Origin of the sequence: Actinomadura violacea (assembly GCF_017573465.1) — a bacterium.
Lineage (GTDB): Bacteria > Actinomycetota > Actinomycetes > Streptosporangiales > Streptosporangiaceae > Spirillospora > Spirillospora violacea.
On record NZ_JAGEPF010000007.1, the window covers coordinates 336250 to 359991 of the forward strand.

Consider the following 23742-nt stretch of genomic DNA (forward strand, 5'->3'; position numbering starts at 1 on the left):
CGAGCCTTCCGCGCCGGGGGCCGTCCCGGCAACGCGGCCGTCCCGCGTGGTGGGACACGTCTTCTACAGTGAGGCCATGCCGTCCGACGACACCTTCCTGCACCGCGCCGTCGCGGTGCTGACCGCCTTCCGGGCGGACGACGACGGCCTCGGCGCGGCGGAGCTGGCCCGCCGCAGCGGCTTGCCGCGCTCCACGGCGCACCGGATCGCGCTCGACCTGGTCGACGCGGGCCTGCTGGAGCGGCAGGGGACGCGGGTGCGGCTCGGCCTCAAGCTGTTCGAGATCGGCCAGCGGGTGCCCCGGCAGCGCGTCCTGCGCGACGCCGCCGTGCCGTACATGTCCGACCTGCGGGAGGCGACGCGGCAGACCGTCCACCTGGCCGTCCTGGAGGGCGCCGAGGTGGTGTACGTGGAGATCCTCGGCGCGTCCGACGCCCCGCGCATGCCGTCGCAGGTCGGCGGGCGGCTGCCCGCGAACGCGACCGGGGTCGGCAAGGCGATCCTGGCGTTCTCACCGCCGGAGGTCGTCCAGGCGGTGCTGGACGCCGGGCTGGTCAAGGTCGGCGAGCGGACCGTCGTCGCGCCCGGGCTGTTCACCCGCGAGCTGGCGAAGATCCGCGAGGAGGGCGTCGCCTACGACCGCGAGGAGTCGGGCAACGGCATCCTCTGCGCGGCGAGCCCCGTCCTCGGCCCGGACGGCGAGGCGATCGGGGCGCTGTCGGTGTCCGGCTGGTCGAACCGGATGCGCCTGGCGGCCGTCGCGCCGGCCGTCCACACCGCCGCCCTCACCCTGTCCCGGACGCTCGCCCGCCGCTGACCTCACCCGGGGAGGTGGCGGGCGAGGAGCTGGGCCAGATGCTCGCCCCGGCGGGCGGCCAGGTCGGCGAGCTGGGTGCGGCAGCTGAACCCGTCGGCGAGGACGACGTCGTCCGCGGCCGCCTCGCGGGCGGCCGGCAGCAGCTGGTGCTCGGCGATCGCGACGGAGACGTCGTGGTGTCCCTTCTCGACGCCGAAGTTCCCGGCGAGTCCGCAGCAGCCGCCGAGCCTGGCGACCTCGGCGCCCGCGTCCCTGAGCAGGGCGGCGTCCTTCGTCCAGCCCATGACGGCGTGGTGGTGGCAGTGCGGCTGCGCGACGCCGGTGACGCCGGACAGGTCGGGTGGCGTCCAGTCCGGGGTCTCGGCGAGCAGCTCGGCGAGGGTGCGGGTGGCGGCGGCGACCTCGCGGGCGGCGGCCGCGTCCACGCCCCGCAGGAGCTCCTCGGCGTCCGAGCGGAGCACGCCGGTGCAGGACGGCTCCATGCCGACGACCTTCGCGCCGCGCCGCACCGCGGGCAGCAGGGCACGGACGGTGCGGCGGAGCTGGGCGCGGGCGCCGTCGAGCTGCCCGGTGGAGATCCACGTGATCCCGCAGCACACCGGGCGCTCGGTGACCGTGACGCGGTAGCCGGCGTGTTCGAGGACCTTGACGGTGGCGTCGGCGACGTCGGGGGAGAAGGCGTCGGTGAAGGTGTCGACGAACAGGACGGCCTCGCCGTGGCGTCCCGCCGGACTGCGATGGGACGCGAACCGGCGCCGGAACGTGACCGGCGCGAAGGCGGGCAGCGAGCGCCGCCGGTCGATGCCCGCGGCCCGGGCGACCAGCGGACGCAGCGCACGCGACCGCATCGCCGCGTTCAGCACGCTCACGGCGGCGGGCGCCTTCGCGGCGAGGCGCGTCCACCGCGGCAGCCAGCCGAGGGCGTAGTGGGCGCGGGGCCGCAGCCGGCGCCGGTAGCGCTGGTGAAGGGCCTCGGCCTTGTAGGACGCCATGTCGATGCCGGTCGGGCAGTCCGACGCGCAGCCCTTGCACGACAGGCACAGGTCCAGGACGTCGTGGACGGCCTGCGTCTTCCACCCGTCGGGACCGAGATGGCCGGTGACGACGTCCTGCAGGACGCGGGCCCGCCCGCGGGTGGTGTCCTTCTCCTCGCGGGTGGCGAGGTACGACGGGCACATCACGCCGCCGGACCCGGTGTTGTCGGCGCGGCACTTGCCGACGCCGGTGCACCGGTGCACCGCCCGCGCCAGGTCGCCCGCGTTGTCGCGGTAGGCCAGGCCGAGCGTCGGCAGCTCCGCGCGGGTGACCGGCGCGACGCCCGCGACCCGCACGTCCGCGTCCACCGGCGCGGGCCGGACGATGATCCCCGGGTTCAGCAGGTCGTCGGGGTCGAACAGGTCCTTGACCTGCGCGCACAGGGCGAGGGCCTCGGGGGAGTACATGTGCGGCAGCAGCTCGCCGCGCGCCCGCCCGTCGCCGTGCTCGCCGGACATCGTGCCGCCGTGCCGCGCCGCGAGCGCCGCCGCCTCGCCGAGGAAGTCGCGGAAGACCCGCCGGCCGTCCGGGCGGTCGAACGGGAAGTCGATGCGGACGTGCACGCACCCGTCGCCGAAATGCCCGTACGGGACGCCGAACAGCCCGTGCCCGTCGAGCAGCGCCTCGAACTCGCGCAGGTAGGCGCCGAGCCGCTCCGGCGGGACGGCCGCGTCCTCCCAGCCGGCGTGCGCCTGCCGGCCGTCCGGGGTGCGCGCCACCAGGCCCGAGCCGTCCTCGCGGATCCGCCAGAGCGCGTCGGCCAGTGCCGCGTCCTCCACCAGCATCGAGCCGGCGCTCCCGGACTCGGCGACGAGCTTGCGGGCGGTGTCGCGCAGCGGGCCGATCTGCGGCCCGGCCAGCTCCACGAGCAGCCAGCCCGAGCCGTCCGGCAGCGGCGGCACCGCGTCCGGGCCGCGCCGCCCCCGCACCACGTCGGTGATCCGGGAGTCCAGGCCCTCGCAGGCCACCGGGCCGTGCGGCAGGATCGCCGGGACGGCGTCGGCGGCCTCCGCCATCGACCCGTACCCGAGCACGACCAGCAGCCGGCACGCGGGCTCGTGGACCATCCGCAGCCGCGCCGCGAGCGTCACCGCGAGGGTCCCCTCGCTGCCGACCAGCGCCCGCGCGACGTCGAAGCCCTTCTCCGGCAGCAGGTGCTCCAGCGAGTAGCCCGACACCTGCCGGCCGAACCGCCCGAACTCGGTGCGGATCAGCGCGAGCCGCCCCTCGACGAGAGCGCGGAGCCGGTCCAGCAGCGGGCCGGCAGCGGGCGCGCCGGGGACGTCGCCGAGCCGCAGCCGCTCCCCGGTCCCGGCGACCACGTCCAGGCCGAGCACGTTGTCGCTGGTGCGGCCGTAGCCGAGCGCCCGCGACCCGCACGCGTTGTTGCCGATCATCCCGCCGAGCGTGGCGCGCGTCCGGGTGGACGGGTCGGGGCCGAACCGCAGCCCGTGCCCGCCCGCGACCTGATGCAGCCGCGCCTGCACGATGCCGGGCTCGACCAGCGCCGTCCCCGCGTCCGGGTCGATCTCCAGCACCCGGTTCAGGTGCCGGCTCGCGTCCACGACGACGCCGGGCCCGACCGCGTTGCCCGCGATGGACGTGCCCGCGCCCCGCATCGTCAGCGGCACCGCGAACTCCCGGCACACCGCCAGTACCGCGGGCAGCTCGGCGGTGTCGCGGGGCACCACCACGACCTGCGGCGGGACCCGGTACAGCGAGGCGTCCGAGGCGTACATCGACCGGGCCAGCGCCGAATCGTCCACCCCGCTCACCCCGGCGCGCCGCAGCGCCGCCACGAGACCGCCGTGATCGCCCACATCCGCCCCTTCGCACCCGGCCGGCGCCGGCCTGCGACGGCGCCCTGCCGTCGACGGTAGTACCGCGCCCGGAGGGCCGGCCGTCCGGCCGTGCCCCGCCACGCTTCGGAATTACCGCAGAAAGCACATCAAAATAGACATCCATTACCGGTCAACATGTGGCGCCCAAAGGGGCCGGTGTCCGGACGGTGAGTACTACATGCCCTTGTTGGGCTCGTTGGATTCTGCCTACACTCGCGCAAGTCAGGTGAGTTTCTTGTGAAGTCAGAAAACGGAGTGAAAGCGTGGCAGACGTGTCGGAAGATTGTCCGCCGTCGACCTCGCGCCGAACGGCGCCGAGCGAGTCGCTGTCCGCCGCATTCGACCCGACCCTCTTCCGGAAGAATTCCGAGGCGGTCGCCGCGCGGCTGGAGTCGTATCTGGCGGACCCGTCCGTCCGGGGACTGCGGCTCTCGGAGCCGGGAGTGCTGTCGCGGGCCGCCAGGGCGCTGATGACGACCGAGCGCGAGGGCGTCGCCGACTTCGACGAGAACCGGCTCGCGGCGATCGTCGACCTCTACGTCCGCACCGGGATCCAGGTCCATTCCCCCGGCTACATGGGCCGGCAGTTCTCCGGCACCGTGCCGCTGGCGGGCGTCATCGACTTCGTCAGCTCGGTCGTCAACCAGCCGTCCTCCTACTACGAGGCCGGCCAGCTGCCGGCGATGGCCGAACGGATCATGGCCGACGAGCTCAACCGCTTCATCGGCTGGGACCCGGGCGGGTTCGCCATGGTCACCACGTCCGGCGGCTCGCTGGCCAACCTGACCGCGCTGCTGGCCGCCCGCAACCGCGCCCACCCCGGCATCTGGGCGCGCGGCGAGCCCGGCGGCCGGGGCCGCCCCGCCATCGCGGTCGGCGAGGACGTGCACTACAGCGTGACCCGCGCGGCCGGCGTCCTCGGCATCGGCGAGACGCAGATCGTCCGGCTGCCGGTGGACGCGCAGGGCCGGATCGCCGCGCGCCTGGTGCCCGGGCTGCTCGCCGCCGCCGAGCGCCGCGGACTGCAGGTGTTCTGCCTGGTCGCCTCGGCCGGCACGACCGCGCTCGGCGCCTTCGACCCGATCGACGAGCTCGCCGCGATCACCGCCCGGCGCGGCATCTGGCTGCACGTCGACGGCGCGCACGGCGCGAGCCTGCTGGTGTCGGACGCGCTGCGGCACAAGCTGCGCGGCATCGACCGGGCCGACTCGCTGACCTGGGACGCGCACAAGATGCTGTTCGTCCCGGCGCCCTGCACGCTGCTGTTCTACCGCGACGCCCGGGACGCCCCCGGCGCCTTCCGCCGCAGCACCGCCAGTTACGTCTCCGACGAGGAGCCGGACGCGCACTGCGAATTCGACAGCGGCGACCGGAACCTCGAATGCACGAAACGTCCAATGATCATGCCCCTGTGGACGCTCTGGGCGATGTACGGACGCGTGCTCTTCGCCGAAAAGATCGAGCATCTCTGCCGGATGACGCAGGAGGCGCACGCCATTCTCCTCGACGAACCCGATTTCGAGGTGCTGCACCGGCCCGAGGCGAACATCATGTGTTTCCGATACCGCCCGGTAGGCGTCGCCGAGGAGCGATTGCACCGCCTCCAGTTGCGGATCAGGAAGCAGATCAGGCTGGCCGGCCGGTTCTTCATCTCCAAGGTCGACGTGCAGGGCACCGCCGCGCTGCGGGTCGTCCTGATGAACCACCAGATCGGCCCCGAGCATTTCCGCGACCTGCTGGCCGAGATCCGCGGCACCGGCGACCGCCTGCTGCGCGACGGCGGCCTCGACTGACCTCCGCGCCCACTCCCGCGAGGCCGCGCGGCCCCCAACGCCGCCGCACGTCCCCGCATGCCCTCGCACGCCCCACGACGAACAAGGAGAACCCATGACATCGATGATCTGCACGCCCGTCGGCAGATCGCCCGGAGACGGCGCCGAACTGGCGGCACGGCTGATCCCCGAAGAGGAGATGCGGCCCTGGTCGGTGGACACCGTCGCGGCCCTCCCCTCCTTCGCGGGCAAGATGCGCGAATGCGAGCGGATCTGCGGCGTCCCCTACAGCGAGACGCCGCACGAGATCCAGGACGCCCTCGTCCTGCGCCGCCTCGGCCAGATGGTCAACACGGTGCTGCTCAACCCGCTGTGGCGGGAGCGGCTCACCGCCGCCGGCGTCACCGGCCCGCCCGCCACCTACGAGGAGTGGGAGCGGGTGCCGCTGTCGGACAAGACCGTCCAGCGCGACATGTTCATGGGCGCCCGCGCCGGGATGGTCGTGCCGCTCGGGCACGGCGGGTTCGAGGTGGTGGCGAGCGGCGGCACCAGCGACGGGCTGCCCCTGGAGATCGTCTACTCGCTGCGCGAGCTGCACGACACCTACCGGATCGCCGGCGCCTTCATGGGCACCTACCAGCTGCGCGACCATCTCGCGGGCGGCGACCCGAAGTGGCTGTTCACCAACCTCGCCGACTACCAGATGTGGAGCAGCGGGACGATGGTCGGCGGCGTCCTGCAGCAGGTCCCCGGCGTCAACTACATCGGCGCCGGCCCCGTCACCGGGCCCGTGCTGGAGCACATGTTCTCCTATCCGGGCCCCAAGGCGATGATGGGCATCTCGGCCGGCATCGCGATCCTCGGCGACCTCGGCGCGGGGCTGAGCAGGCAGGCGCGGGCGAGCTTCCGCGTCGCGATGTACGGCAGCGGCGTGCTGCCGGAGCGCAAGCGCGCCGAGCTGCGCGCCGTCTACCCCAACGTCGCGATCCTCAGCTACTTCGCCGCCACCCAGGCCGAGACGATCGGGCTCCAGCTCAGCGACGACTCGCCCTGGCTGTCCGCCGTGCCGGGCCTGCACCTGGTCGAGATCGTCGACGAGGCGGGCCGTGCGGTCGCCGAGGGCGAGGAGGGCGAGCTGGTCGTCACCCGGCTGCACGCCCACGAGGCGCCGCTGCTGCGCCTCAAGCTCGGCGACCGGATGGTCCGCCGCCCCGCCCTGGACGGCCCCGGCCTGAAGACCGGCCGGTTCGAGTTCGCCGGCCGCACCGGCGACGTCCTGCACATCAACGACAGCCAGTACTCGGCGGCGCTCGCCTACGCCGCCGTCCGCGAGGACCTGCGCGCCGCGACCGGCGTGGACCTGGACGCCGCCGCCCACGACCTGCAGTTCGTCAACCACCGCGAGGGCAAGACGATCACCCTGCTCGCCGCGGTCGACGACGCCGACGGGCTGACGCGCGCGGTGGCCGGGGCGCTCGGCCCCGCCGGCGTCCAGGGACTGTTCGCCGGGGCGCTGCCCCGCGCGCTGTCGCTGTTCAACGACCGGGAGGCGACGCAGGCGGCCGTCGAGCGCACCGGCTACCGCTTCCAGCTCGTGTTCGTGCACCGGTCGTCCCCCGAGATCGAGCGGACGGCCGTCGGCAAGGTCCCCCTGGTCCGCGACCGGGGGTGATGGACCGCAGAGTGGCCAAAGAACAGGAGAGACAGTGAAACCCCACGTCAACATCGTCGTCCTGGTGGACGCCGTCGGAGCGTTGTCCGACCGGACCCTGAACAACGGCAACCTGTCCCTGGTGGACGACGGCGCCTTCGGCAGCCGGGGGCAGGGCACCACCGACCTGTGCACGGTCGTGGTGCCGGGCCAGGTCGTCCAGTGGACCGCGATCGCGATCGACGTCCAGACGACCGCCGAGATCTCCGCCATCACCTTCCTGCCCCCCGACGCCGCCGGCGGTGCCGGCGGCGCCGCCGCGGAGGAGGCGCCGGCCGGGGAGGCGCCGGGCGGCGGCCACGAGAACCTCGACCTCAAGGTGTGGGAGGGGATCGTCCCCGCCCATCTCCAGCCCGGCGTGCCCTACCGCTACCGGCTGGAGGTGCGGATGCACGAGGGCCGCGACAGCGTCCTGCACATCGACACGCCCGCGCTGATGTGCGCGTGACCCGACCCGCGATCCGGAAGGCGGCCCCATGGCCCAGCAGCAAGGGATCATCGTCCTCGTCGACATCGCCAACGCGCTCCGGTCCCGGACGCTGACCGGCAACGTCTACCTCTTCGACAACATGAAGTTCCTCGGCTCGACCGGGCAGGGCACCCCCGACCTGGTGACCATCTGCCCCGGCACGTACTGGTCGGACGGCTCGCAGGCCACCGAGCAGGTGCTGAACTGGCTGCCCGCGAGCCTCGGCTCCATCCCCCCGACCGTGCCCCGCAGCTACCACGCCGACCGCGCGCAGGCCACCGACCAGGAGGCGCTGGAGGAGATCGCGGGCGTCGCCGACCGGGCCGGCGACCCGTCCGTCGACACCGCCGCCGAGCTGGAGGGGCTGCGGCGCCGCGTCGGCGCCCGCGCCCGCCGGCAGCGCGGCGGCCGGGCCCCGGCCGCTCCCAAGGTCCTCGACGTCACCGGGAACGTCGTCACCGGCGAGGGGCAGGCCTACAACCATCCGAACCCCGTCATCACCGACATCACCGGTCCGGCGGTGGAGGAGAAGATCATGTACCCGGCGCAGTACGGCTCGCCGGACATGGTGTCCGACGGCTGGTACTGGGCCGCGTCGGTCGACACCTCCCGTCCCGGCACCTACCGCTACACGATGCACATCCAGCTGCACGAGCTGGTGTGGCGCAACGGCGAGCCGGCCTGGGAGCCGGTCGACTACACCTGCGACTCCGCCATCAAGGTGATCAGCGACCCCAAGCGCAACGCCTTCACCGGGGCGGGCCTCGGCGTCCTGCCGATCCCGTGAGCCCCGGCGCCCGCAGCCCGCGCCCCGCAGCCCAGCCCGAAACGGAGAGCCGATGCCCAGCAAGGCCAAGCCGCCCGAGTCCCGGCCCGTGACGATCACCGCGGTGATCGACCCGGTCGCCGCCCTCGCCTCCGGCGCCCTGGAGGGGAACCTGTTCCTGTACGACACCAACAAGGCCGAGGGGTCCGCCGGATTCGGCGGCACGGACCTGCGCACCCGGGTGCGCTCCGGCGACCGGATCATCTGGAACGTCGTCGTCCTGGAGTGCGAGACCTACGCCGCCCTCGACGAGATCGTGATCGACGAGAAGGTCTGCACGCCCGAACGGAAGGTCTACCCCAACACCGACATCGCCTACTGGACCGCGACGGTGAAGCGGCACGTCACCGAGCCCGTGCCGTACCGGCTGAAGTTCCGGCTCGGCACCGTCACCGAGCCGTACGCCGTGTCCTCGCCCGCCCTGGTCGGGCAGGCCGGCGCGGGGAAGGAGCAGCGATGACCACCGAGACCCGCGGCCAGCTCAACTCCGTCCAGCTCAACGTCGTCACGCTGGTCGACATGGAGCGGGCCGCCGAGACCGGCTCGCTCGACGGCGCGCTCTACATGATGGACAACAGCGTCGGCGGGATCGGGCAGGGCACCGACCACCTGGAGACGGTCTGCAAGCAGGGCCAGGTGATCAACTGGATCATCCGGCCGGTCGCGATGCACAAGCGGCCGGACGGCACCTGGCCGCCCATGCCGAAGATCAACAACCTGGTGTTCCTGGACACCGAGCGGGGTGACGAGGAGGACGTCGCCGAACGGCGCATCATGACCGAGCTCAAGATCTACGGGATGCCGGACCTGATGCGGTCGCCCTACACCTCGATCTACTACTACTGGGCGGGGGCCGTCCTCAGCACCGCCCCTCCCGGGCAGTACCGCTACCGCTTCGTCCTGGAGCTGGAGCAGGACGGCACCAAGGAGAAGCTCTACATGAACACCACGGAACACGCGTCGCTGCGGGTCCTCAAGGTGTGAGCCGGCCCGTGTGAACCGGCCCATGTGAAGCGAACCGTGCGGGCCCGGCCTCGGGAGACCGGCCGGGCCCGCGCGGACGGTCACGCGAGGGCGGGACGGTACTCGTCGAGCCAGTCGGCGACGGCCAGGGCGCGCTCGATCGGGACGCGGTCGCGCTGGATGCTGGCCTTGCCGAGCGGCCGGTCGAGCGCGGTCTTGACGGCGTCCAGGTCGAGGTAGGCGTGGACGGGGGCCGAGGAGTCGGCGGCGACGGCGTGCAGGCGGTCCCGGACGGCCTGCTCGTAACCGGGGTTCTGGGTGGCGGGATAGGGGCTCTTGCGGCGCTGGACGACGGAGTCGGGGAGCACGTCGGCGACCGCGCCGCGCAGCAGGCTCTTCTCGCGGCCGTCATAGGTCTTGTGCGACCACGGGGTGTTGAACACGTACTCGACGAGCCGGTGGTCGCAGAACGGGACGCGGACCTCCAGTCCGACGGCCATGCTCATCCGGTCCTTGCGGTCGAGCAGCAGCCGGACCATCCGGGTCAGGTGCAGGTAGCAGATCTCCCGCATCCGCCGCTCGTGCGGGGACGCGTCCGGCAGGTGCGGGACCTCGGCGAGCGCGTCGTGGTAGCGGTCGCGCAGGTAGGCGTCGGCCCTGGCGCGCAGGCCCGGGTCGAGCAGGTCGAGGCCCTGGCCGAGCGCGGCGGACGTCCACGGGAACGCCTCGGCGGCGACCACCTCCGGGTCGTGGAACCAGCGGTAGCCGCCGAACACCTCGTCGGCGGACTCGCCGGACAGCGCGACCGTCGACTGCTTGCGGATCTCGGCGAACAGCAGGTACAGGGAGCTGTCCATGTCGCCCATCGCGGGCATGTCGCGGGCGCGCAGGACGGTGCGCATCGCCTCGGGCGAGGCGAGCTGGTCGTTGCCGAGGACGACGTCGGAGTGGTCGCAGCCGACGTGCGCGGCGACGTCGTGGACGTACGGCCCGTCGGCGGTCTCGCGCAGCTCGTCGGGGACGAAGCCGCCGGTCTCGTCGACGAAGTCGACCGCGAACGAGCGGACGTGGTCGCGGCCGAGCGCCTTGTCGGCGAGCGCGGTCAGCGCGCTGGAGTCCAGGCCGCCGGACAGCAGCGTGCACAGCGGGACGTCGGAGATCAGCTGCCGCTCGACGATGTCGTCGAGGAGCTCGCGGACGTGCCGGACGGTCGCCGGCACGTCGTCGGTGTGCTCGCGGGCGGTGAGCGCCCAGTACCGGCGATCGGCGAGGCCGGTGCGGGAGACGGTGACCGTATGGCCGGGGACGACCTCGTACATGCCGGCGTAGATGCCGTGGCCGGGGGTCTTGGCGTTGGTGAGGACCTCCAGCAGTCCCTCCTCGCCGACGCGGGCGGTGAAGAGCGGGTTGGCGAGGATCGCCTTGGGCTCGGAGCCGAACAGGACGCCGTTCTGCGTGGGAGCGTAGAAGAGCGGCTTGATGCCCATGCGGTCGCGGCCGAGGACCAGTTCCTCGCGGCGCGCGTCCCAGATCGCGAACGCGTACATGCCGTTGAGGCGGTCGACGAAGTCCGCGCCCCATTCGAGGTAGGCGTGCAGCACGACCTCGGTGTCGCTGCGGGTCCGGAACCGGTGGCCGCGTCCTTCGAGGTCGCGGCGGAGTTCGTGGAAGTTGTAGGTCTCGCCGCTGTAGACGATGGCGGCGGGGCCCTCCGTCATCGGCTGGACGCCGCCCTCGATGTCGATGACGGCGAGGCGGCGGTGTCCGAGCACCGCGTGGGGGGCGGTCCACAAACCCTCGTCGTCGGGCCCGCGCAGGGCCATGGTCCGGGTCATCGCGAGCGCCGTGGCCCGCTCCTCCGTGAGATCGCGCTGGTAGTCCACCCATCCGGTGATGCCGCACATGGAACGTCCCTTCTGACATGTGCGTCGTGCAGGTAACCGTCCTTCCTTACCCTCGTTTGACAAGAAATGAATCTGTAACGAACCTCACCGGCGCCCGCTCTTGCCATCCCGCCGGAAAAGGTGGCGTAGGGACTGACCTGGGGGATTGCTCCCACCTGGGGTGGAAGGTGGGAGCGGATGGGCGAGGCTCAGGCGGCCTCGTTCCACAGATCGGGACCGAACACCTCGTAGTGGATGCGCTCATCGGACACGCCCGCGTCGAGCAGCCCGCGCCGCACGGCCCGCATGAACGGGATCGGCCCGCACATGAACACCCGCGCCTTCGGCGGCAGCGGCAGCGCCGCCACCTCGACCCGGCCCGGCCGCACGTCCTCGGCCGCGTCCGCCGCGTCGAGGTCCTCGTACCAGGTGATCTGCCGGAAGCCGGGGATCCGGGCACCGGCCTCGGCGATCTGCGCGCGCAGCGCGTGCGTGCGGACACTGCGGTCGGCGTGCACCGCCAGCACCCGCCGGCCCGGCCGCACGGCCGCCACGTGGCCGATCATCGCCGCGGCGGGCGTCACACCGATCCCGGCGCTGATCAGGACGAGCGGGTCGTCGTCGTCCTCCATCACCACGTCGCCGAACGGCGCCGACAGTTCCAGCTCGGTGCCCGGCCGCGCCGTCTCGTACAGGAACGTCGACACCGCGCCCGCCGGCGAGTCGTCCTCCGCGCGCACACGCCGGACGGTGATCTGCAGGACGCCGTCCCCCGCGGCCCGCGACAGCGTGTACTGGCGGGGCTGGCGCAGCCCGTCCGGCAGCGTCACCACGACGCTCACGTACTGGCCGGGACGGTGCGCCGGCACCTCGCCGCCGTCGGCCGGGGCGAGGACGAGCGACACGGTGTGCTCCGCCTCGTCCACCCGCCCGACGACGCGCCACGTCCGGTACGCGGAGTCGGGGGAGCAGCCGGCGTCCTGGTAGAGCCGGGCCTCCTCGGCGATCAGCAGCGTCGCGAACAGCCAGTACACCTCGGACCAGGCGGCGTGCACCGCGGGCGTGACCGCGTCGCCGAGCACCTTCGCGACGGCCTCCAGCAGGTGCCGCCCGACGATCGTGTACTGCTCGGGGCGGATGCCGAGCGAGGCGTGCTTGTGCGCGATGCGCGACAGCATCTGCTGGAACGGGGTCGCCGACTCCTCGCTCACCAGGTGCTGCGCGAACGCGGCGACCGCCCCGGCGAGCGCGCGCCGCTGCTCGCCGTTGGCCTGGTTGCCCTGGTTGAACAGGTGCAGCAGCTCGGGGTGCGCGGCGAACATCGCGTCGTAGAACTCGCCGGTGATCTCGGCTCCGTGCGCCGCCACGGCGGGGATGGTGGCCCGCACGATCGCTGCATGGTCGGACGAGAGCATCATGTGCCTTTCTCTGGCTCGGGCGGCGCGCCGGCGGGGGCCGGCAGCGCCAGGGACAGCAGGACCGGTTCGGGGGGATCGGACACCAGGTCCCTCAGCGGCACCCGGTCCAGCGACGCGAGGAACGCCTCCTGCGCGGCGCGCAGCGCGCCGCGCAGCCGGCATCCGCCGCGCAGCGGGCACGGCGGGTGGTCGCAGTCGACCACCTCGCCGGGCCCCTCCAGGACCCGGACGATCTCCCCGACGGAGGTGCCGGGGGCCCGGGCGGCGAGCACGACGCCGCCGCCGCGGCCGCGCGCCGTCTCGACCAGCCCGTGCCGCCGCAGCCGCTGGACGATCTTGGCCATGTGCTGCGGCGGGACCCGCAGCCGGGTCGCGAGGTCGGCCGCCGAGCGGCGCTCGGCACTGGCTCCGAGCAGCATCAGCGCGCGGAGCGCCAGGTCCGTGGAGTGGGTCAGGTACACGGCCCGATCCTAGGTTTGAATCGGAATTCCAAAGTCCGATTAAGGCTGTGCGTCTCACCACACCACTCGGCGCGACCGGCCGGACACGCGATTTCCGACCTCTTCAGTGGAAATCTGCTGCCATGCTGGAGGCATGCCTCGCAGCATCGATGAGATCCTCGCCGCCGCCCGCGCGCGGCTCGACCGCCTCGACCCCGCCGCCGCGCACGCCGCCGCCGGCGACGGCGCCCTGCTCGTCGACATCCGCCCGGCCGCGCAGCGCGCCGCCGAGGGCGAGATCCCCGGCGCGCTGATCGTGGAGCGCAACGTCCTGGAATGGCGGTTCGACCCGCAGTCCGGCGCCCGCCTGCCGCAGGCCACCGGGCACGACGTGCGCGTCATCGTGTTCTGCAGCGAGGGCTACACCTCCAGCCTCGCCGCCGCGGCCCTGCACGACCTCGGCCTGACCCGCGCCACCGACGTCGTCGGCGGCTTCAAGGCCTGGCGCGGCGCCGGGCTGCCCGCCACCGCCGGGAGTGACAACGCCGGTTGAGGTCTTAACATCGGTGATGTTAACTTCCCCTCGACCCGCCGCGCTCGCGGCGTCCGGACGGAGGAGCGGGGCATGAGCAACGGCCAGCGGCGGGGGCCCGCGCAGCGCCAGGACGCGATCGCCGAGGCGGTCCTCGCGCAGGGCTCGGCGACGGCCGCGGAGCTGGTCGAGCGGTTCGGGGTCAGCCTGATGACCATCCACCGCGACCTCGACGAGCTGGAGCGGCAGGGCATCGTCCGCAAGTACCGGGGCGGGGTCACCGCGCAGCGCTCGGGCGTCTTCGAGAGCAGCGTCGCCTACCGGGGCAAGTCGATGCGCGAGGAGAAGGAGGCGATCGCCGCCGCGGCGGCGGAGCTCGTCGAGCCCGGCATGGCGATCATGCTGGACGACTCCACCACCGCGCTCGCGCTCGCCCGCCGGATCAAGGACGCCGGCCCGCTGACGATCGTCACCAACTTCCTGGACTGCCTGAACCTGCTGGCGCCCGTGCAGGGCGTCCGGCTGATCGCGCTCGGCGGCGACTACGACCCGCTCCACAACTCGTTCATGGGCGTCTCGTGCGTCGAGGCGATCGAGTCGCTGCAGGTCGACCTGTGCTTCGTGTCGACGTCGGCGGTGTCGGCGGGCAACGCCTGCCACCAGGAGCAGCGGGTCGTGGTGGTGAAGCGCGCGATGCTGCGCAGCGCCGTCCGCAACGTCCTGCTGGTGGACCACACCAAGCTCGGGCGCACCGCGCTGCACCGGGTGGCGCCGCTCGGCGAGTTCGAGCGCGTCATCACCGACGACGGCGCGTCCGCCGCCGCGCTCCGCGAGCTCGACCGGCACAAGGTCGGGTACGAGGTCGCCGCGCGCGCCTGAGCGCCGGCTCCGCGCGCGCTTGGGCGTCGGCTCCACCCGCCTTCGTGTGATGGGCGATGTTAGAACCAACACCACGATGACCCCTGCCGCCTAGAGGGGCCGCACGGTCGATATCGAGTTGTGACCTGGGTGTTCCGGTGTTGCTTCGGCACGACATCACGTTCGCGAATGTTAGTTAACGACGCAGTATTGACATTTCTAACGTTGCGAGTGTTACGTTCTCCCCGCGACGGCCGGTCGGACCCGGCCCGGACGGCCGCCGCGCTGGATCGGTCGCCCTTCCCCACGGGCGCAGCACCGAGGAGACCTCAGTGACGAAGCTTTCCCTCCGGACGGCCGCCGCGGCCGGCGCGGCGCTGGCCGTGCTCGCCCCCGCCGCGGCCTGCTCGTCGAAGAGCGCGGGCTCGAGCGGCGGCGACGCGAAGAACGCCAAGATCGCGTTCCTCATGCCGGACATCGCCTCGACCCGCTACGAGCTGTACGACGCGCCGCTGTTCAAGGCGAAGATGAAGCAGCTGTGCGGCGGCTGCTCGGTGCTGTACCAGAACGCGGGTGCGGACGCCTCGAAACAGCAGCAGCAGGCCAGCTCCGTCCTGGCACAGGGCGTGAAGGCCATCGTGATCGACCCGGTCGACTCGGCGGCGGCCGCGTCCATCGTCCGGATGGCGCAGTCCCGCAAGGTCGCCGTGATCGCCTACGACCGGCCGATCCCGGCCGCCAAGGCCGACTTCTACGTCTCCTTCGACAACCAGAAGATCGGCGCGATGATCGGCCAGTCGCTGGTCGACCACCTGAAGCAGACCAAGGCCCAGGGCGGCATCCTCGAGGTCAACGGCTCGCCGACCGACGCCGCGGCGAACCTGATCAAGAAGGGCATCCACAGCGCGGTCGACCCGTCCGGCTTCAAGCTGCTCGCCGAGTACGACACCCCCGGCTGGGAGCCCGCCAAGGCGCAGGACTGGGTGAGCGGCCAGATCAGCAAGTTCCGCGGCCAGATCGCGGGCGTCGTCGCCGCCAACGACGGGACGGGCGGCGCGAGCATCGCCGCGTTCAAGGCCGCGGGCACGAAGGTCCCGCCCGTCACCGGCAACGACGCCGAGCTCGCCGCCGCGCAGCGGATCGTGAACGGCGACCAGTACAACACCATCTCCAAGCCCATCAAGATAGTCGCGGAGGCCGCGGCGGAGGCGGCGTACGAGCTGGTGAAGGGCGACAAGCCGAAGCCGAACGCCACGCTGTTCAACACCCCGTCCGAGCTGTTCACCCCGACCGTGGTGACGAAGGACAACATCGCGACGGTGCTGCTCGGCCCGGGCGGGGCGCTCAAGGCGTCGCAGGTCTGCACCGCCGAGTACGCGGCGGGCTGCACCCAGCTCGGCATCAAGTAGCGGAGCGGTCATGTCACCCACGCCCAGCACCGCGGCGCCCGCCCCGGCCGCCGCGAAGGACGGCGCGCTGCTGTCGCTGCGCGGCGTCAGCAAGTCCTTCGGCGCGGTCGCCGCGCTCACCGGCGTCGACCTGGACGTCGCGGCGGGCGAGGTCGTCGCGCTCGTCGGCGACAACGGCGCCGGTAAGTCCACGCTGGTGAAGGTCCTGTCCGGCGTCCACCCGCCGGACGCGGGGACCATCACGTTCGAGTCCCGCGAGGTGTCGGTGCCGAGCCCCGCCGCGGCGCAGCAGCTCGGCATCGCGACCGTCTTCCAGGACCTCGCCCTCTGCGAGAACCTCAACGTCATCGAGAACCTGTTCCTCGGCCGCGAGCTGCGCGCGCTGCGGCTGGACGAGGTGGCGATGGAGGTCCGGTCCCGGGAGCTGCTGCGCCAGCTGTCGGCGAAGATCCCGTCGGTGGAGGCGCCGGTCGCGGCGCTGTCGGGCGGGCAGCGGCAGACGGTCGCGATCGCGCGCTCGCTGCTCGGCGACCCGAAGGTCATCATCCTGGACGAGCCGACCGCCGCGCTCGGCGTCGCGCAGACCGCCGAGGTGCTGAACCTGATCGAGCGGCTCCGCGAGCGCGGCCTCGGCGTCGTCATGATCAGCCACAGCATGGCGGACGTGAAGGCGGTCGCGGACCGGGTCGCCGTGCTGCGGCTCGGCCGCAACAACGGGGTGTTCGACGCGGAGACGACGTCCGCCGAGGAGCTGGTCGCGGCGATCACCGGCGCGACCGACAACGTGGTCAGCCGTCGCTCCCGGCGCGCCCGCGCGGCCGCCGGCGAACCCGGCACCGGTCCCGGCGCCGGACCCGGGGACGCCGAGGAGCCCGCCGCGCCGGTCGCGATGACGAAGGAGGACGGCGATGAGTGACCTCACCACGGCGCCGCCGGTGGAGCAGGCGCCGCCCGGCGAGCCGCAGGACCGCGGGGTCCGCGCCACCCTCACCGGCATGGCCGACCGGGTGCGCGGCGGCGACCTCGGCGTGTGGCCGGTCGTCGCGGGACTGGTGGTCATCTGGACCGTCATGCAGGTGCTGAACTCGGTGTTCCTGTCCAGCGCGAACCTGGTGAACCTCGCGATGGAGTGCGTACCGGTCGGCGTGATCGCGCTCGGCGTGGTGTTCATGCTGCTGGTCGGGCAGATCGACCTGTCGGTCGGCTCGGTCAGCGGGCTCAGCGCCGCGATCACCGCGGTGCTGTTCGTCGACCACGGCATGCCCGCCGTCGTCGCGATCGTCGCGGCGGCGGCCGCGGGCTGCCTGATCGGCTGGTTCTACGCGCAGGTGTTCAACCGGCTCGGCGTGCCGAGTTTCGTCATCACCCTCGCCGGGCTGCTCGGCTTCCTCGGCCTGCAGCTGCTGACCCTCGGCCCGAAGGGCTCGATCAACCTGCCGTTCGACTCGTGGCTGGTGACGTTCGCGCAGCTCGACTTCGTCCCGCCCTGGCTGGCGTACGCGCTGTCCGCCGCGGGCGCCGCCGCGCTGTACTGGACGGGCCACGCGAAGGCGGCGGCGCGCCGGAGGGCGGGGCTGCCCGCCACCACCGAGCAGACGCTGGTGCTGCGCAGCGCCGTCCTCCTCGTCGGCCTCGCGGTCGCCGTCTGGTACCTGAGCCGCGACCGGGGCGTCGGCTGGATGTTCGTGCTGTTCCTCGGCCTGGTCCTGGCGATGCACTACGTCCTGTCCCGGACGAAGTACGGCAAGTCGGTGTACGCGGTCGGCGGGAACGTCGAGGCGGCCCGCCGCGCCGGCATCAACGTCAAGGCGATCTACACCTCGGCGTTCGTGGTGTGCACGACGCTCGCCGCGGTCGGCGGGATCCTCGCCGCGGCCCGGCTGGCGGCGGCGAACCAGAGCAGCGGCGGCGGCGACGTGAACCTGAACGCGATCGCGGCGGCCGTCATCGGCGGGACGAGCCTGTTCGGCGGGCGCGGGAACGCGTTCGCGGCGCTGCTCGGCATCGTCGTGATCCAGTCGATCTCCAGCGGGCTGACGCTGCTGAACCTCGACTCCTCCTACCGTTTCATGGTCACCGGCGCGGTGCTGCTGCTGGCCGTGGCGCTGGACTCGGTCGCCCGCCGGTCGCGGCGGACGCACGGCCGCGCCTGACCCCCTGTTTCCGCACCCCACGGGAGAGCTGATGGCGGTCGTCTGCGTCGACGCGGGCACCACGATGATCAAGGCGGTCGGATACGCCGGGGACGGCACGGAACTCGCGGTCGTCCGCCGCCCCACCGCGGTGTCGCGGCCCGCGCCCGGCCGGGCCGAGCAGGACATGGCCGAGGTGTGGGACGCCGTGGCGGGCGCGGTGCGCGAGGCCGCCGCCGAGGTCACCGCGAGGGGCGCCGGCGTCGACCTGCTCGCGCTCACCGCGCAGGGCGACGGCTGCTGGCTCGTCGACTCCGCGGGGGAGCCGACCGGCCCGGCGATCCTCTGGAACGACGGCCGCGCCACCGCGGCCGTCGACGGCTGGGCGCGCTCCGGCGTGATCGCCGAGGCGTTCCGCGCGAACGGGTCGCTGCCGTTCCCGGGGCTGCCGAACGCGATCCTGACCTGGCTGCGCGAGCACGACCCGGACCGGCTCGCCCGGTCCGCGGCGTCCCTGACCTGCGGCGGCTGGGTCTTCTCGCGGCTCACCGGGCGGATCGCGGTGGACTCCTCGGACGCGTCGGCGCCGTTCATGGACGTCCGCGAGCGCGCGATCTCCCGCGACCTGCTCCGCCTCTACGGGATGGAGTGGGCGGGGCCGCTGCTGCCGGACCTGCTCGGCGACGACGAGCGCGCCGCCCCGCTCGCGCCGGACGCGGCGGGCGCGCTCGGCCTGCCCGCCGGGATCCCGGTCGTCCTCACGCCCTACGACATCGCGTCCACCGCGATCGGCGCGGGCGCGGTCGACGTCGGGCAGGCGTGCACGATCCTCGGCACGACGCTGTGCACGGAGATGGTGGTGGACGAGCCGCGCCTGGACGGCGAACCGTCCGGGTTCACGGTGGCGATGGGCCTGCCGGACCGCTGGCTGCGGGCGTTTCCCACGCTCGCTGGTGGCCAGGTCGTCGACTGGGCCCGCCGGATGCTCGGTCTCGGCGACGACCCGTCCGCGCTGTCCGCGCTCGCGGCGCAGGCCCCGCCCGGTGCGGGCGGCCTGGTGTTCCTGCCGTACCTGTCGCCCGCCGGGGAGCGCGCGCCGTTCCTGGACCCGCGGGCGCGCGGCGCGTTCCACGGCCTGACCGTCGAGCACGAGCGCACCGACCTCGCCCGCGCCGTCCTGGAAGGGCTCAGCCTGGTCGTCCGGGACTGCCTGGAGGCGGCCGGGACCCGGCCCACCGAGCTGCGGGTCTGCGGCGGCGGTTCGGCGAGCGCGTTCTGGCTCGGCATGCTCGCCGACGTCACGGGCGTCCCCGTGGTCCGGTCGGCCGACACCGAGGCGGGGGCGCGCGGCGCGTTCATCGTCGGGCTGCTCGCCACCGATCGCGCCAAGGGCGCGAGGGAAGCGGCCGACCAGTACGTCCGGCCCGGTGAGGTCTACGAACCCGATCCCGGGCGGGCCGCGCATTACGCGCAGGCGTACGGGGACTTCCTGGAGGTCCGGCAGGCCACCGCGCCCGCGTGGCCGACGCTCGCCGCGATGCGCGAGCGCGGGGGCGCGCAGTGAGCGGCGAACCCGTGTGGGTGGGCGTCGACCTCGGGACGCAGAGCGTGCGCGCTCTCGCGGTCACCGCGTCCGGGCAGGTCGCGGGCAGCGGGACGTCCCCGCTGTCGGGCAGGCGCGACGGACCTCGCCACGAACAGGACCCGGAGCGCTGGTGGACGGCCGTCGCCGCGGCCTGCCGCGAGGCGCTGCGCGACGTCCCGGCGGGCGCGGTGCAGGCCGTCGCGGTGGACGGCACGTCCGGCACCGTCCTGCTGACCGACCGCGACGGGCGGCCCCTGACCCCGGCGCTGATGTACGACGACACCCGCGCCGCCGGCGCCGTCGAGAAGATCAACGAGGTCGGCGGCGAGGTGTGGCGCAGCCTCGGCTACCAGCGCATGCAGCCCGCCTGGGCGCTGCCGAAGCTGCTGTGGCTGCTGGAGAACGTGCCCGGCCTGCCGGACGGGGCGCGCCTCGCGCACCAGGCCGACTTCGTGAACCGGCGCCTCACCGGCCGCCCGGTCGCCGCCGACCTCAGCAACGCCCTCAAGACCGGCGCCGACCTCATCGCCGAGGCGTGGCCGCAGGACGTCCTCGACGCGCTCGGCGTCCCGGCCGGCCTGCTCCCTGAGCTGGAACGTTCCGGCACCCGGCTCGGCACCGTCGGCGCCGACGCCGCCGCGAGCACCGGGCTCCCCGAAGGCACGCCGGTGATCGCGGGCGCGACCGACGGGTGCGCCGCCCAGCTCGGCACCGGCCGCCTCACCGCCGGCTCGTGGAACTCCGTCCTCGGCACCACGCTCGTGCTGAAAGGCGTCACCGACGACCTCGTCCACGACCCGTTCGGCGTCGTGTACTCCCACAAGGCACCGGACGGGCGGTGGCTGCCCGGCGGCGCGTCCAGCACCGGCGCGGGCGCCCTCTCCCGCGACTACCCCGGCCGCGACCTCGCCGACCTCGACAGCCGTGCCGCCGGTCGCGAGCCCGCCGCCGCGTTGACCTACCCGCTCGTCGGAGCGGGGGAGCGGTTCCCGTTCGTCGCGCCGGACGCCCGCGCGTTCACCCTCGGCGCCGCCGGCGACGAAGCCGACGCGTACGCGGCCGTCCTCCAGGGCGTCGCCTTCATCGAACGGCTGTGCTTCGACCACCTCGACCTGCTCGGCGCCCCGACCGGCGGCGACCTCACGCTGACCGGCGGCGCCGCGAAGTCGCGGTACTGGTGCCAGCTGCGCGCCGACATCCTCGGACGTCCAGTCGTGCTGCCGCGCCAGGCCGAGCCCGCGCTCGGCGCCGCCGTCCTCGCCGCCTCCCCGGGGCGCGACATCGCCGACGTCGCGTCCCGCATGGTCACCGTCGCGGCCACCATCGACCCGCGGCCAGGCAGCGCAGGCCGATTCGACGACGCCTATGTGCGCATGGTCGACGAGCTGGAAGGGCGCGGGTGGCTGCCCGCCCCGACCGCCGCCCACGCGCGGGCGAGGACGGCCCGATGACGCGGCTCGTCCTCGTCCGGCACGGCGAGACCGAATGGCACGCCGAGAACCGCTACGCCGGCACCAGCGACGTCGCGCTCACGCCGCGCGGTCTGGAGCAGGCGGGGCTGCTCGGCGCGTGGGCGGAGGCGGCCCGCCCCGACGCCGTCTGGTGCTCCGACCTCGGCCGCGCCCGGATCACCGCCGAGCCGTCCGCGAAGGCGATCGGCGCGGACCCCGTCGTCGACGCGCGGCTGCGCGAACTCCACTTCGGGCGCGGCGAGGGCCTCACCCGCGACGAGATGGCCCGCGCGTTCCCCGACGCCCTGCGCGCCTTCCGCGAGGACCCCGTCACCGGCCACCTGCCCGGCGGCGAGGACCCGGCCGCCGCCGCGCGCCGCTTCACCGCGTGCCTGCACGACATCGCCGGACGGCACCCCGGCGGCCGCGTCCTGGTCGTCGCGCACTCCACCGTCCTCCGCCTCGCCCTGTGCCGGCTGCTGGGGCTGCCGCTCAAGGACTACCGGCGGCGGTTCCCGTCGCTGGGCAACTGCGCTCTCACCGAGATCCGGCTCCGGGACGGCGACGCCGCCCTCCTGGAGTTCAACACCGCGATCGAAGGATCGCTCGTTCCCTGGAGCCTGCAATGACGACCCGCGTCCTGGCGGCCGGTGACCTGTTCGTCCGCAACCGCCTGTTCATCGACGCGCTGCGCGCCGCCGCCCCCGGCGACCTGGAGTTCGCCGAGCTGACGCTGCCGTGGCCGGTCGAGCCGTTCGGGCGGGTCGCCGAGGTGGACGAGGCGTCCGGCACCGAGGAGCGGCTCATCGAGGCGCTGCGCGGCGCGCGGATCTGCGTCACCCAGATGGCGCCGCTCACCCGGCGCGTCCTGGAGGCGTGCCCGGACCTGGAGCTGTTCGGGATCAGCCGCGGCGGCCCCGTCAACGCCAACCTGGAGGCGGCCACCGAGCACGGCGTCGCGGTCTGCTACGCGCCCGGACGCAACGCCGGCGCGACCGCCGAGCACACCCTCGGGCTGATCCTCGCCGCCGTCCGCCGGATCCCGCAGACCCACGCCGACCTCGTCGCCGGCCAGTGGCGCGGCGACTACTACCGCTACGAGGACGTCGGCGTCGAACTGCTCGGCAGCACCGTCGGCCTCGTCGGCTGCGGGGCCGTCGGACGCCGCGTCGCCCGGATGCTGGCCGCGCTCGGCGCGAAGGTCCTCGTCCACGACCCCTATCTGGACGGTCTCGGAGACCTCGCCGACGTCGCGGAACTCGTGTCGCTGGAGGAGCTGCTTGCGCGCGCGCAGATCGTCTCCCTGCACGCCCGCGCCACCCCGCAGACCACAGGGATGATCGGCGCCGCGCAGATCGCCGCGATGGCGCCCGGGTCGATCATCGTCAACTGCGCCCGCGGATCGCTGCTGGACTACGAGGCCGCCTGCGACGCCGTCGAGTCCGGGCATCTGTTCGCCGCCGCGTTCGACGTGTTCCCCGAGGAGCCGATCCCGGCCGGGTCGCGGCTGCTGACCACCCCGAACGTCATCGTCACCCCCCACCTTGCCGGCGCGAGCAAGCAGACCGCCGCGAACGCCGCCCGCATCATCGCCGAGGACGTCGGCCGCCACCTGCGCGGCGAGCCCCTCCTGCACTGCGCGAACCCCGGCGCCCTCACCGTGCCGCGCCCGGCCTGACCCCGGGCGCCGCCCAGACTCCCCGCGCGACCCCCACCACGAGGAGGCACGATGCACCCGACCCGCCTACCCGCCGACATCCCGCTGACCCGCCGCACGGCCCTCGGCCTCGCGGGCGCCGCCGCGCTCGCCGGCGCCGCGACGCTGGCCGGGACGGCCCGCCCCGCCGCCGCGGCCGAACGCTCCTACACCTTCGAGCTCGTCTTCGACGTCCCCGACACCGGCAACATGCAGGGCCTGGCCTACCAGCACGGCCGCTTCTTCGTCGGCTTCGACGTGGGCGGCGGCCAGGGCGTCATCCGCGAGTACCGCCCGGACGGCACCAAGGTGAAGGAGAGCGCGCCGCTCGACGTCGGGCACGCCGCCGAGGTCAGCGTCCGCCGCGCCGACGGCCTCCTCTACGTGGCGACCGGCGGCGGAACGAACCCGACCAAGGTGAACGTCGTCGACTGGACGGGCGAGCCGCGGATCGTCCGCACCATCAATTTCGGCTCCCTCGGCAATTCCGGTCTCGTCGCCGTCGACGACAAGCGCGACGGTCTGCTCGTGCACGCCGGCCCCGGCGACAACGGCCCGTTCGTCTTCGCCTTCACCGACCTGGACGGGAATGTCCGCTCGACGTTCCCGCTCGGCTACCAGGGCGTTCCGCAGGGCCTGGAAATGTCCGGTGACAAGGTCCTCTACTACACCAACAACACGATCACCGTGCTGGACCGCTCCGGCGCGATCCTGGAGGCGATCACCATCCCGCTGACGGGCGAGAGCGAGGGCCTCGCCGTCGCTCCCGCGGGCCGCGGATCGCGCGTCTTCGTGGGCTACAACAAGCCCAACCGCGTCTACGCGATGACGCCCGCGTTCCGCTGACAGGCCAGGCGCGCGGCCGGGTCCGTCCGTACCTCCCAAGCCCGGCCGCGCGCCCTCC

Annotated in this window: 21 protein-coding genes; 17 read left to right on the forward strand and 4 right to left on the reverse strand. The window is 73.5% G+C overall.

All coding sequences use genetic code 11. The annotated features are described in order from the left end of the window. The first annotated feature begins 76 nt into the window (after nt 1–76). A complete protein-coding gene (locus J4709_RS13025; protein ID WP_208240575.1) occupies nt 77–817 on the forward strand; it encodes an IclR family transcriptional regulator in 741 nt (246 codons plus the stop codon). Nucleotides 818–819: 2 nt separating this feature from the next. Here J4709_RS13025 and J4709_RS13030 read toward each other — a convergent pair whose 3' ends face one another. Next, entirely contained in the window at nt 820–3672 is a 2853-nt protein-coding gene (locus tag J4709_RS13030; protein WP_307801195.1) for an FAD-binding and (Fe-S)-binding domain-containing protein, read from the reverse strand. Between the two features lie 284 nt (nt 3673–3956). On the opposite strand from J4709_RS13030, the gene J4709_RS13035 reads away from it, so the two are divergent. The 6 genes from J4709_RS13035 to J4709_RS13060 all read left to right on the forward strand — a co-directional run bounded on the left by J4709_RS13035 (nt 3957) and on the right by J4709_RS13060 (nt 9455). Beyond that, nucleotides 3957–5486 (forward strand): pyridoxal phosphate-dependent decarboxylase family protein, encoded by a 1530-nt coding sequence (locus J4709_RS13035; RefSeq protein ID WP_208240576.1) that lies wholly within the window; start codon nt 3957–3959, stop codon nt 5484–5486. Between the two features lie 94 nt (nt 5487–5580). After that, entirely contained in the window at nt 5581–7137 is a 1557-nt protein-coding gene (locus J4709_RS13040) for a phenylacetate--CoA ligase family protein (RefSeq protein ID WP_208240577.1), read from the forward strand. 34 nt (nt 7138–7171) lie between these two features. After that, nucleotides 7172–7624, forward strand: coding sequence for a DUF8788 domain-containing protein (locus J4709_RS13045; protein ID WP_208240578.1), 453 nt, complete (start codon nt 7172–7174; stop codon nt 7622–7624). Nucleotides 7625–7652: 28 nt separating this feature from the next. Then, nucleotides 7653–8432, forward strand: a complete 780-nt coding sequence (locus tag J4709_RS13050; protein WP_208240579.1) for a DUF8788 domain-containing protein — start codon at nt 7653–7655, stop codon at nt 8430–8432. 52 nt (nt 8433–8484) lie between these two features. After that, a complete protein-coding gene (locus J4709_RS13055; RefSeq protein ID WP_208240580.1) occupies nt 8485–8931 on the forward strand; it encodes a DUF8788 domain-containing protein in 447 nt (148 codons plus the stop codon). Then, nucleotides 8928–9455: a DUF8788 domain-containing protein gene (locus J4709_RS13060; protein WP_208240581.1), complete on the forward strand. Its 528-nt coding sequence runs from the start codon at nt 8928–8930 to the stop codon at nt 9453–9455. The genes J4709_RS13055 and J4709_RS13060 overlap by 4 nt, the downstream gene beginning before the upstream one ends. A gap of 80 nt (nt 9456–9535) precedes the next feature. On the opposite strand, the gene asnB is transcribed toward J4709_RS13060, so the two are convergent. The 3 genes from asnB to J4709_RS13075 all read right to left on the reverse strand — a co-directional run bounded on the left by asnB (nt 9536) and on the right by J4709_RS13075 (nt 13196). Further along, nucleotides 9536–11338, reverse strand: a complete 1803-nt coding sequence (asnB, locus tag J4709_RS13065; protein WP_208240582.1) for an asparagine synthase (glutamine-hydrolyzing) — start codon at nt 11336–11338, stop codon at nt 9536–9538. A gap of 188 nt (nt 11339–11526) precedes the next feature. Further along, nucleotides 11527–12735: a globin domain-containing protein gene (locus J4709_RS13070; RefSeq protein ID WP_307801196.1), complete on the reverse strand. Its 1209-nt coding sequence runs from the start codon at nt 12733–12735 to the stop codon at nt 11527–11529. After that, the gene (locus J4709_RS13075) at nt 12732–13196 is read right to left on the reverse strand and encodes an RrF2 family transcriptional regulator (RefSeq protein ID WP_208240584.1); all 465 of its coding nucleotides are present in this window, start codon (nt 13194–13196) and stop codon (nt 12732–12734) included. Before J4709_RS13075 ends, J4709_RS13070 begins: the two co-directional genes overlap by 4 nt. Before the next feature lie 133 nt (nt 13197–13329). Here J4709_RS13075 and J4709_RS13080 point away from each other — a divergent pair, with 133 nt between their 5' ends. The 10 genes from J4709_RS13080 to J4709_RS13125 all read left to right on the forward strand — a co-directional run bounded on the left by J4709_RS13080 (nt 13330) and on the right by J4709_RS13125 (nt 23684). Next, nucleotides 13330–13728 carry a rhodanese-like domain-containing protein gene (locus tag J4709_RS13080; RefSeq protein ID WP_208240586.1) on the forward strand — a complete coding sequence of 133 codons (399 nt, stop codon included), beginning with the start codon at nt 13330–13332 and terminating at the stop codon, nt 13726–13728. A gap of 72 nt (nt 13729–13800) precedes the next feature. Beyond that, entirely contained in the window at nt 13801–14586 is a 786-nt protein-coding gene (locus tag J4709_RS13085) for a DeoR/GlpR family DNA-binding transcription regulator (RefSeq protein WP_208240588.1), read from the forward strand. Nucleotides 14587–14897: 311 nt separating this feature from the next. Further along, on the forward strand, nt 14898–15974 hold the full coding sequence (locus tag J4709_RS13090) for a substrate-binding domain-containing protein (protein WP_208240590.1): 1077 nt from the start codon (nt 14898–14900) through the stop codon (nt 15972–15974). A 10-nt stretch (nt 15975–15984) separates the two neighbouring features. Then, nucleotides 15985–16890 carry an ATP-binding cassette domain-containing protein gene (locus tag J4709_RS13095; RefSeq protein ID WP_208240592.1) on the forward strand — a complete coding sequence of 302 codons (906 nt, stop codon included), beginning with the start codon at nt 15985–15987 and terminating at the stop codon, nt 16888–16890. After that, on the forward strand, nt 16883–18127 hold the full coding sequence (locus J4709_RS13100) for a sugar ABC transporter permease (RefSeq protein ID WP_208240594.1): 1245 nt from the start codon (nt 16883–16885) through the stop codon (nt 18125–18127). Before J4709_RS13095 ends, J4709_RS13100 begins: the two co-directional genes overlap by 8 nt. 31 nt (nt 18128–18158) lie before the next feature. After that, complete coding sequence (locus tag J4709_RS13105) at nt 18159–19670, forward strand: FGGY-family carbohydrate kinase (protein ID WP_208240596.1); 1512 nt, start codon at nt 18159–18161, stop codon at nt 19668–19670. Continuing rightward, complete coding sequence (locus J4709_RS13110; protein ID WP_307801197.1) at nt 19667–21142, forward strand: FGGY-family carbohydrate kinase; 1476 nt, start codon at nt 19667–19669, stop codon at nt 21140–21142. Before J4709_RS13105 ends, J4709_RS13110 begins: the two co-directional genes overlap by 4 nt. Next, a complete protein-coding gene (locus J4709_RS13115) occupies nt 21139–21771 on the forward strand; it encodes a histidine phosphatase family protein (RefSeq protein ID WP_208240598.1) in 633 nt (210 codons plus the stop codon). Before J4709_RS13110 ends, J4709_RS13115 begins: the two co-directional genes overlap by 4 nt. After that, the gene (locus tag J4709_RS13120) at nt 21768–22820 is read left to right on the forward strand and encodes a 2-hydroxyacid dehydrogenase (RefSeq protein WP_208240600.1); all 1053 of its coding nucleotides are present in this window, start codon (nt 21768–21770) and stop codon (nt 22818–22820) included. The genes J4709_RS13115 and J4709_RS13120 overlap by 4 nt, the downstream gene beginning before the upstream one ends. Before the next feature lie 51 nt (nt 22821–22871). Then, on the forward strand, nt 22872–23684 hold the full coding sequence (locus J4709_RS13125; protein ID WP_208240602.1) for a hypothetical protein: 813 nt from the start codon (nt 22872–22874) through the stop codon (nt 23682–23684). The last annotated feature ends 58 nt before the right edge of the window (nt 23685–23742 follow it).

Coding starts and splice junctions, on each gene's coding strand:
- J4709_RS13050 (WP_208240579.1), top strand. CDS start 7,653: ATGGCCCAGCAGCAAGGGATCATCGTCCTCGTCGACATCGCCAACGCG.
- J4709_RS13055 (WP_208240580.1), top strand. CDS start 8,485: ATGCCCAGCAAGGCCAAGCCGCCCGAGTCCCGGCCCGTGACGATCACC.
- J4709_RS13115 (WP_208240598.1), top strand. CDS start 21,139: ATGACGCGGCTCGTCCTCGTCCGGCACGGCGAGACCGAATGGCACGCC.
- J4709_RS13080 (WP_208240586.1), top strand. CDS start 13,330: ATGCCTCGCAGCATCGATGAGATCCTCGCCGCCGCCCGCGCGCGGCTC.
- J4709_RS13025 (WP_208240575.1), top strand. CDS start 77: ATGCCGTCCGACGACACCTTCCTGCACCGCGCCGTCGCGGTGCTGACC.
- J4709_RS13070 (WP_307801196.1), bottom strand. CDS start 12,735: ATGATGCTCTCGTCCGACCATGCAGCGATCGTGCGGGCCACCATCCCC.
- J4709_RS13120 (WP_208240600.1), top strand. CDS start 21,768: ATGACGACCCGCGTCCTGGCGGCCGGTGACCTGTTCGTCCGCAACCGC.
- J4709_RS13125 (WP_208240602.1), top strand. CDS start 22,872: ATGCACCCGACCCGCCTACCCGCCGACATCCCGCTGACCCGCCGCACG.
- J4709_RS13095 (WP_208240592.1), top strand. CDS start 15,985: ATGTCACCCACGCCCAGCACCGCGGCGCCCGCCCCGGCCGCCGCGAAG.
- J4709_RS13100 (WP_208240594.1), top strand. CDS start 16,883: ATGAGTGACCTCACCACGGCGCCGCCGGTGGAGCAGGCGCCGCCCGGC.
- J4709_RS13105 (WP_208240596.1), top strand. CDS start 18,159: ATGGCGGTCGTCTGCGTCGACGCGGGCACCACGATGATCAAGGCGGTC.
- J4709_RS13085 (WP_208240588.1), top strand. CDS start 13,801: ATGAGCAACGGCCAGCGGCGGGGGCCCGCGCAGCGCCAGGACGCGATC.
- J4709_RS13040 (WP_208240577.1), top strand. CDS start 5,581: ATGACATCGATGATCTGCACGCCCGTCGGCAGATCGCCCGGAGACGGC.
- asnB (WP_208240582.1), bottom strand. CDS start 11,338: ATGTGCGGCATCACCGGATGGGTGGACTACCAGCGCGATCTCACGGAG.
- J4709_RS13060 (WP_208240581.1), top strand. CDS start 8,928: ATGACCACCGAGACCCGCGGCCAGCTCAACTCCGTCCAGCTCAACGTC.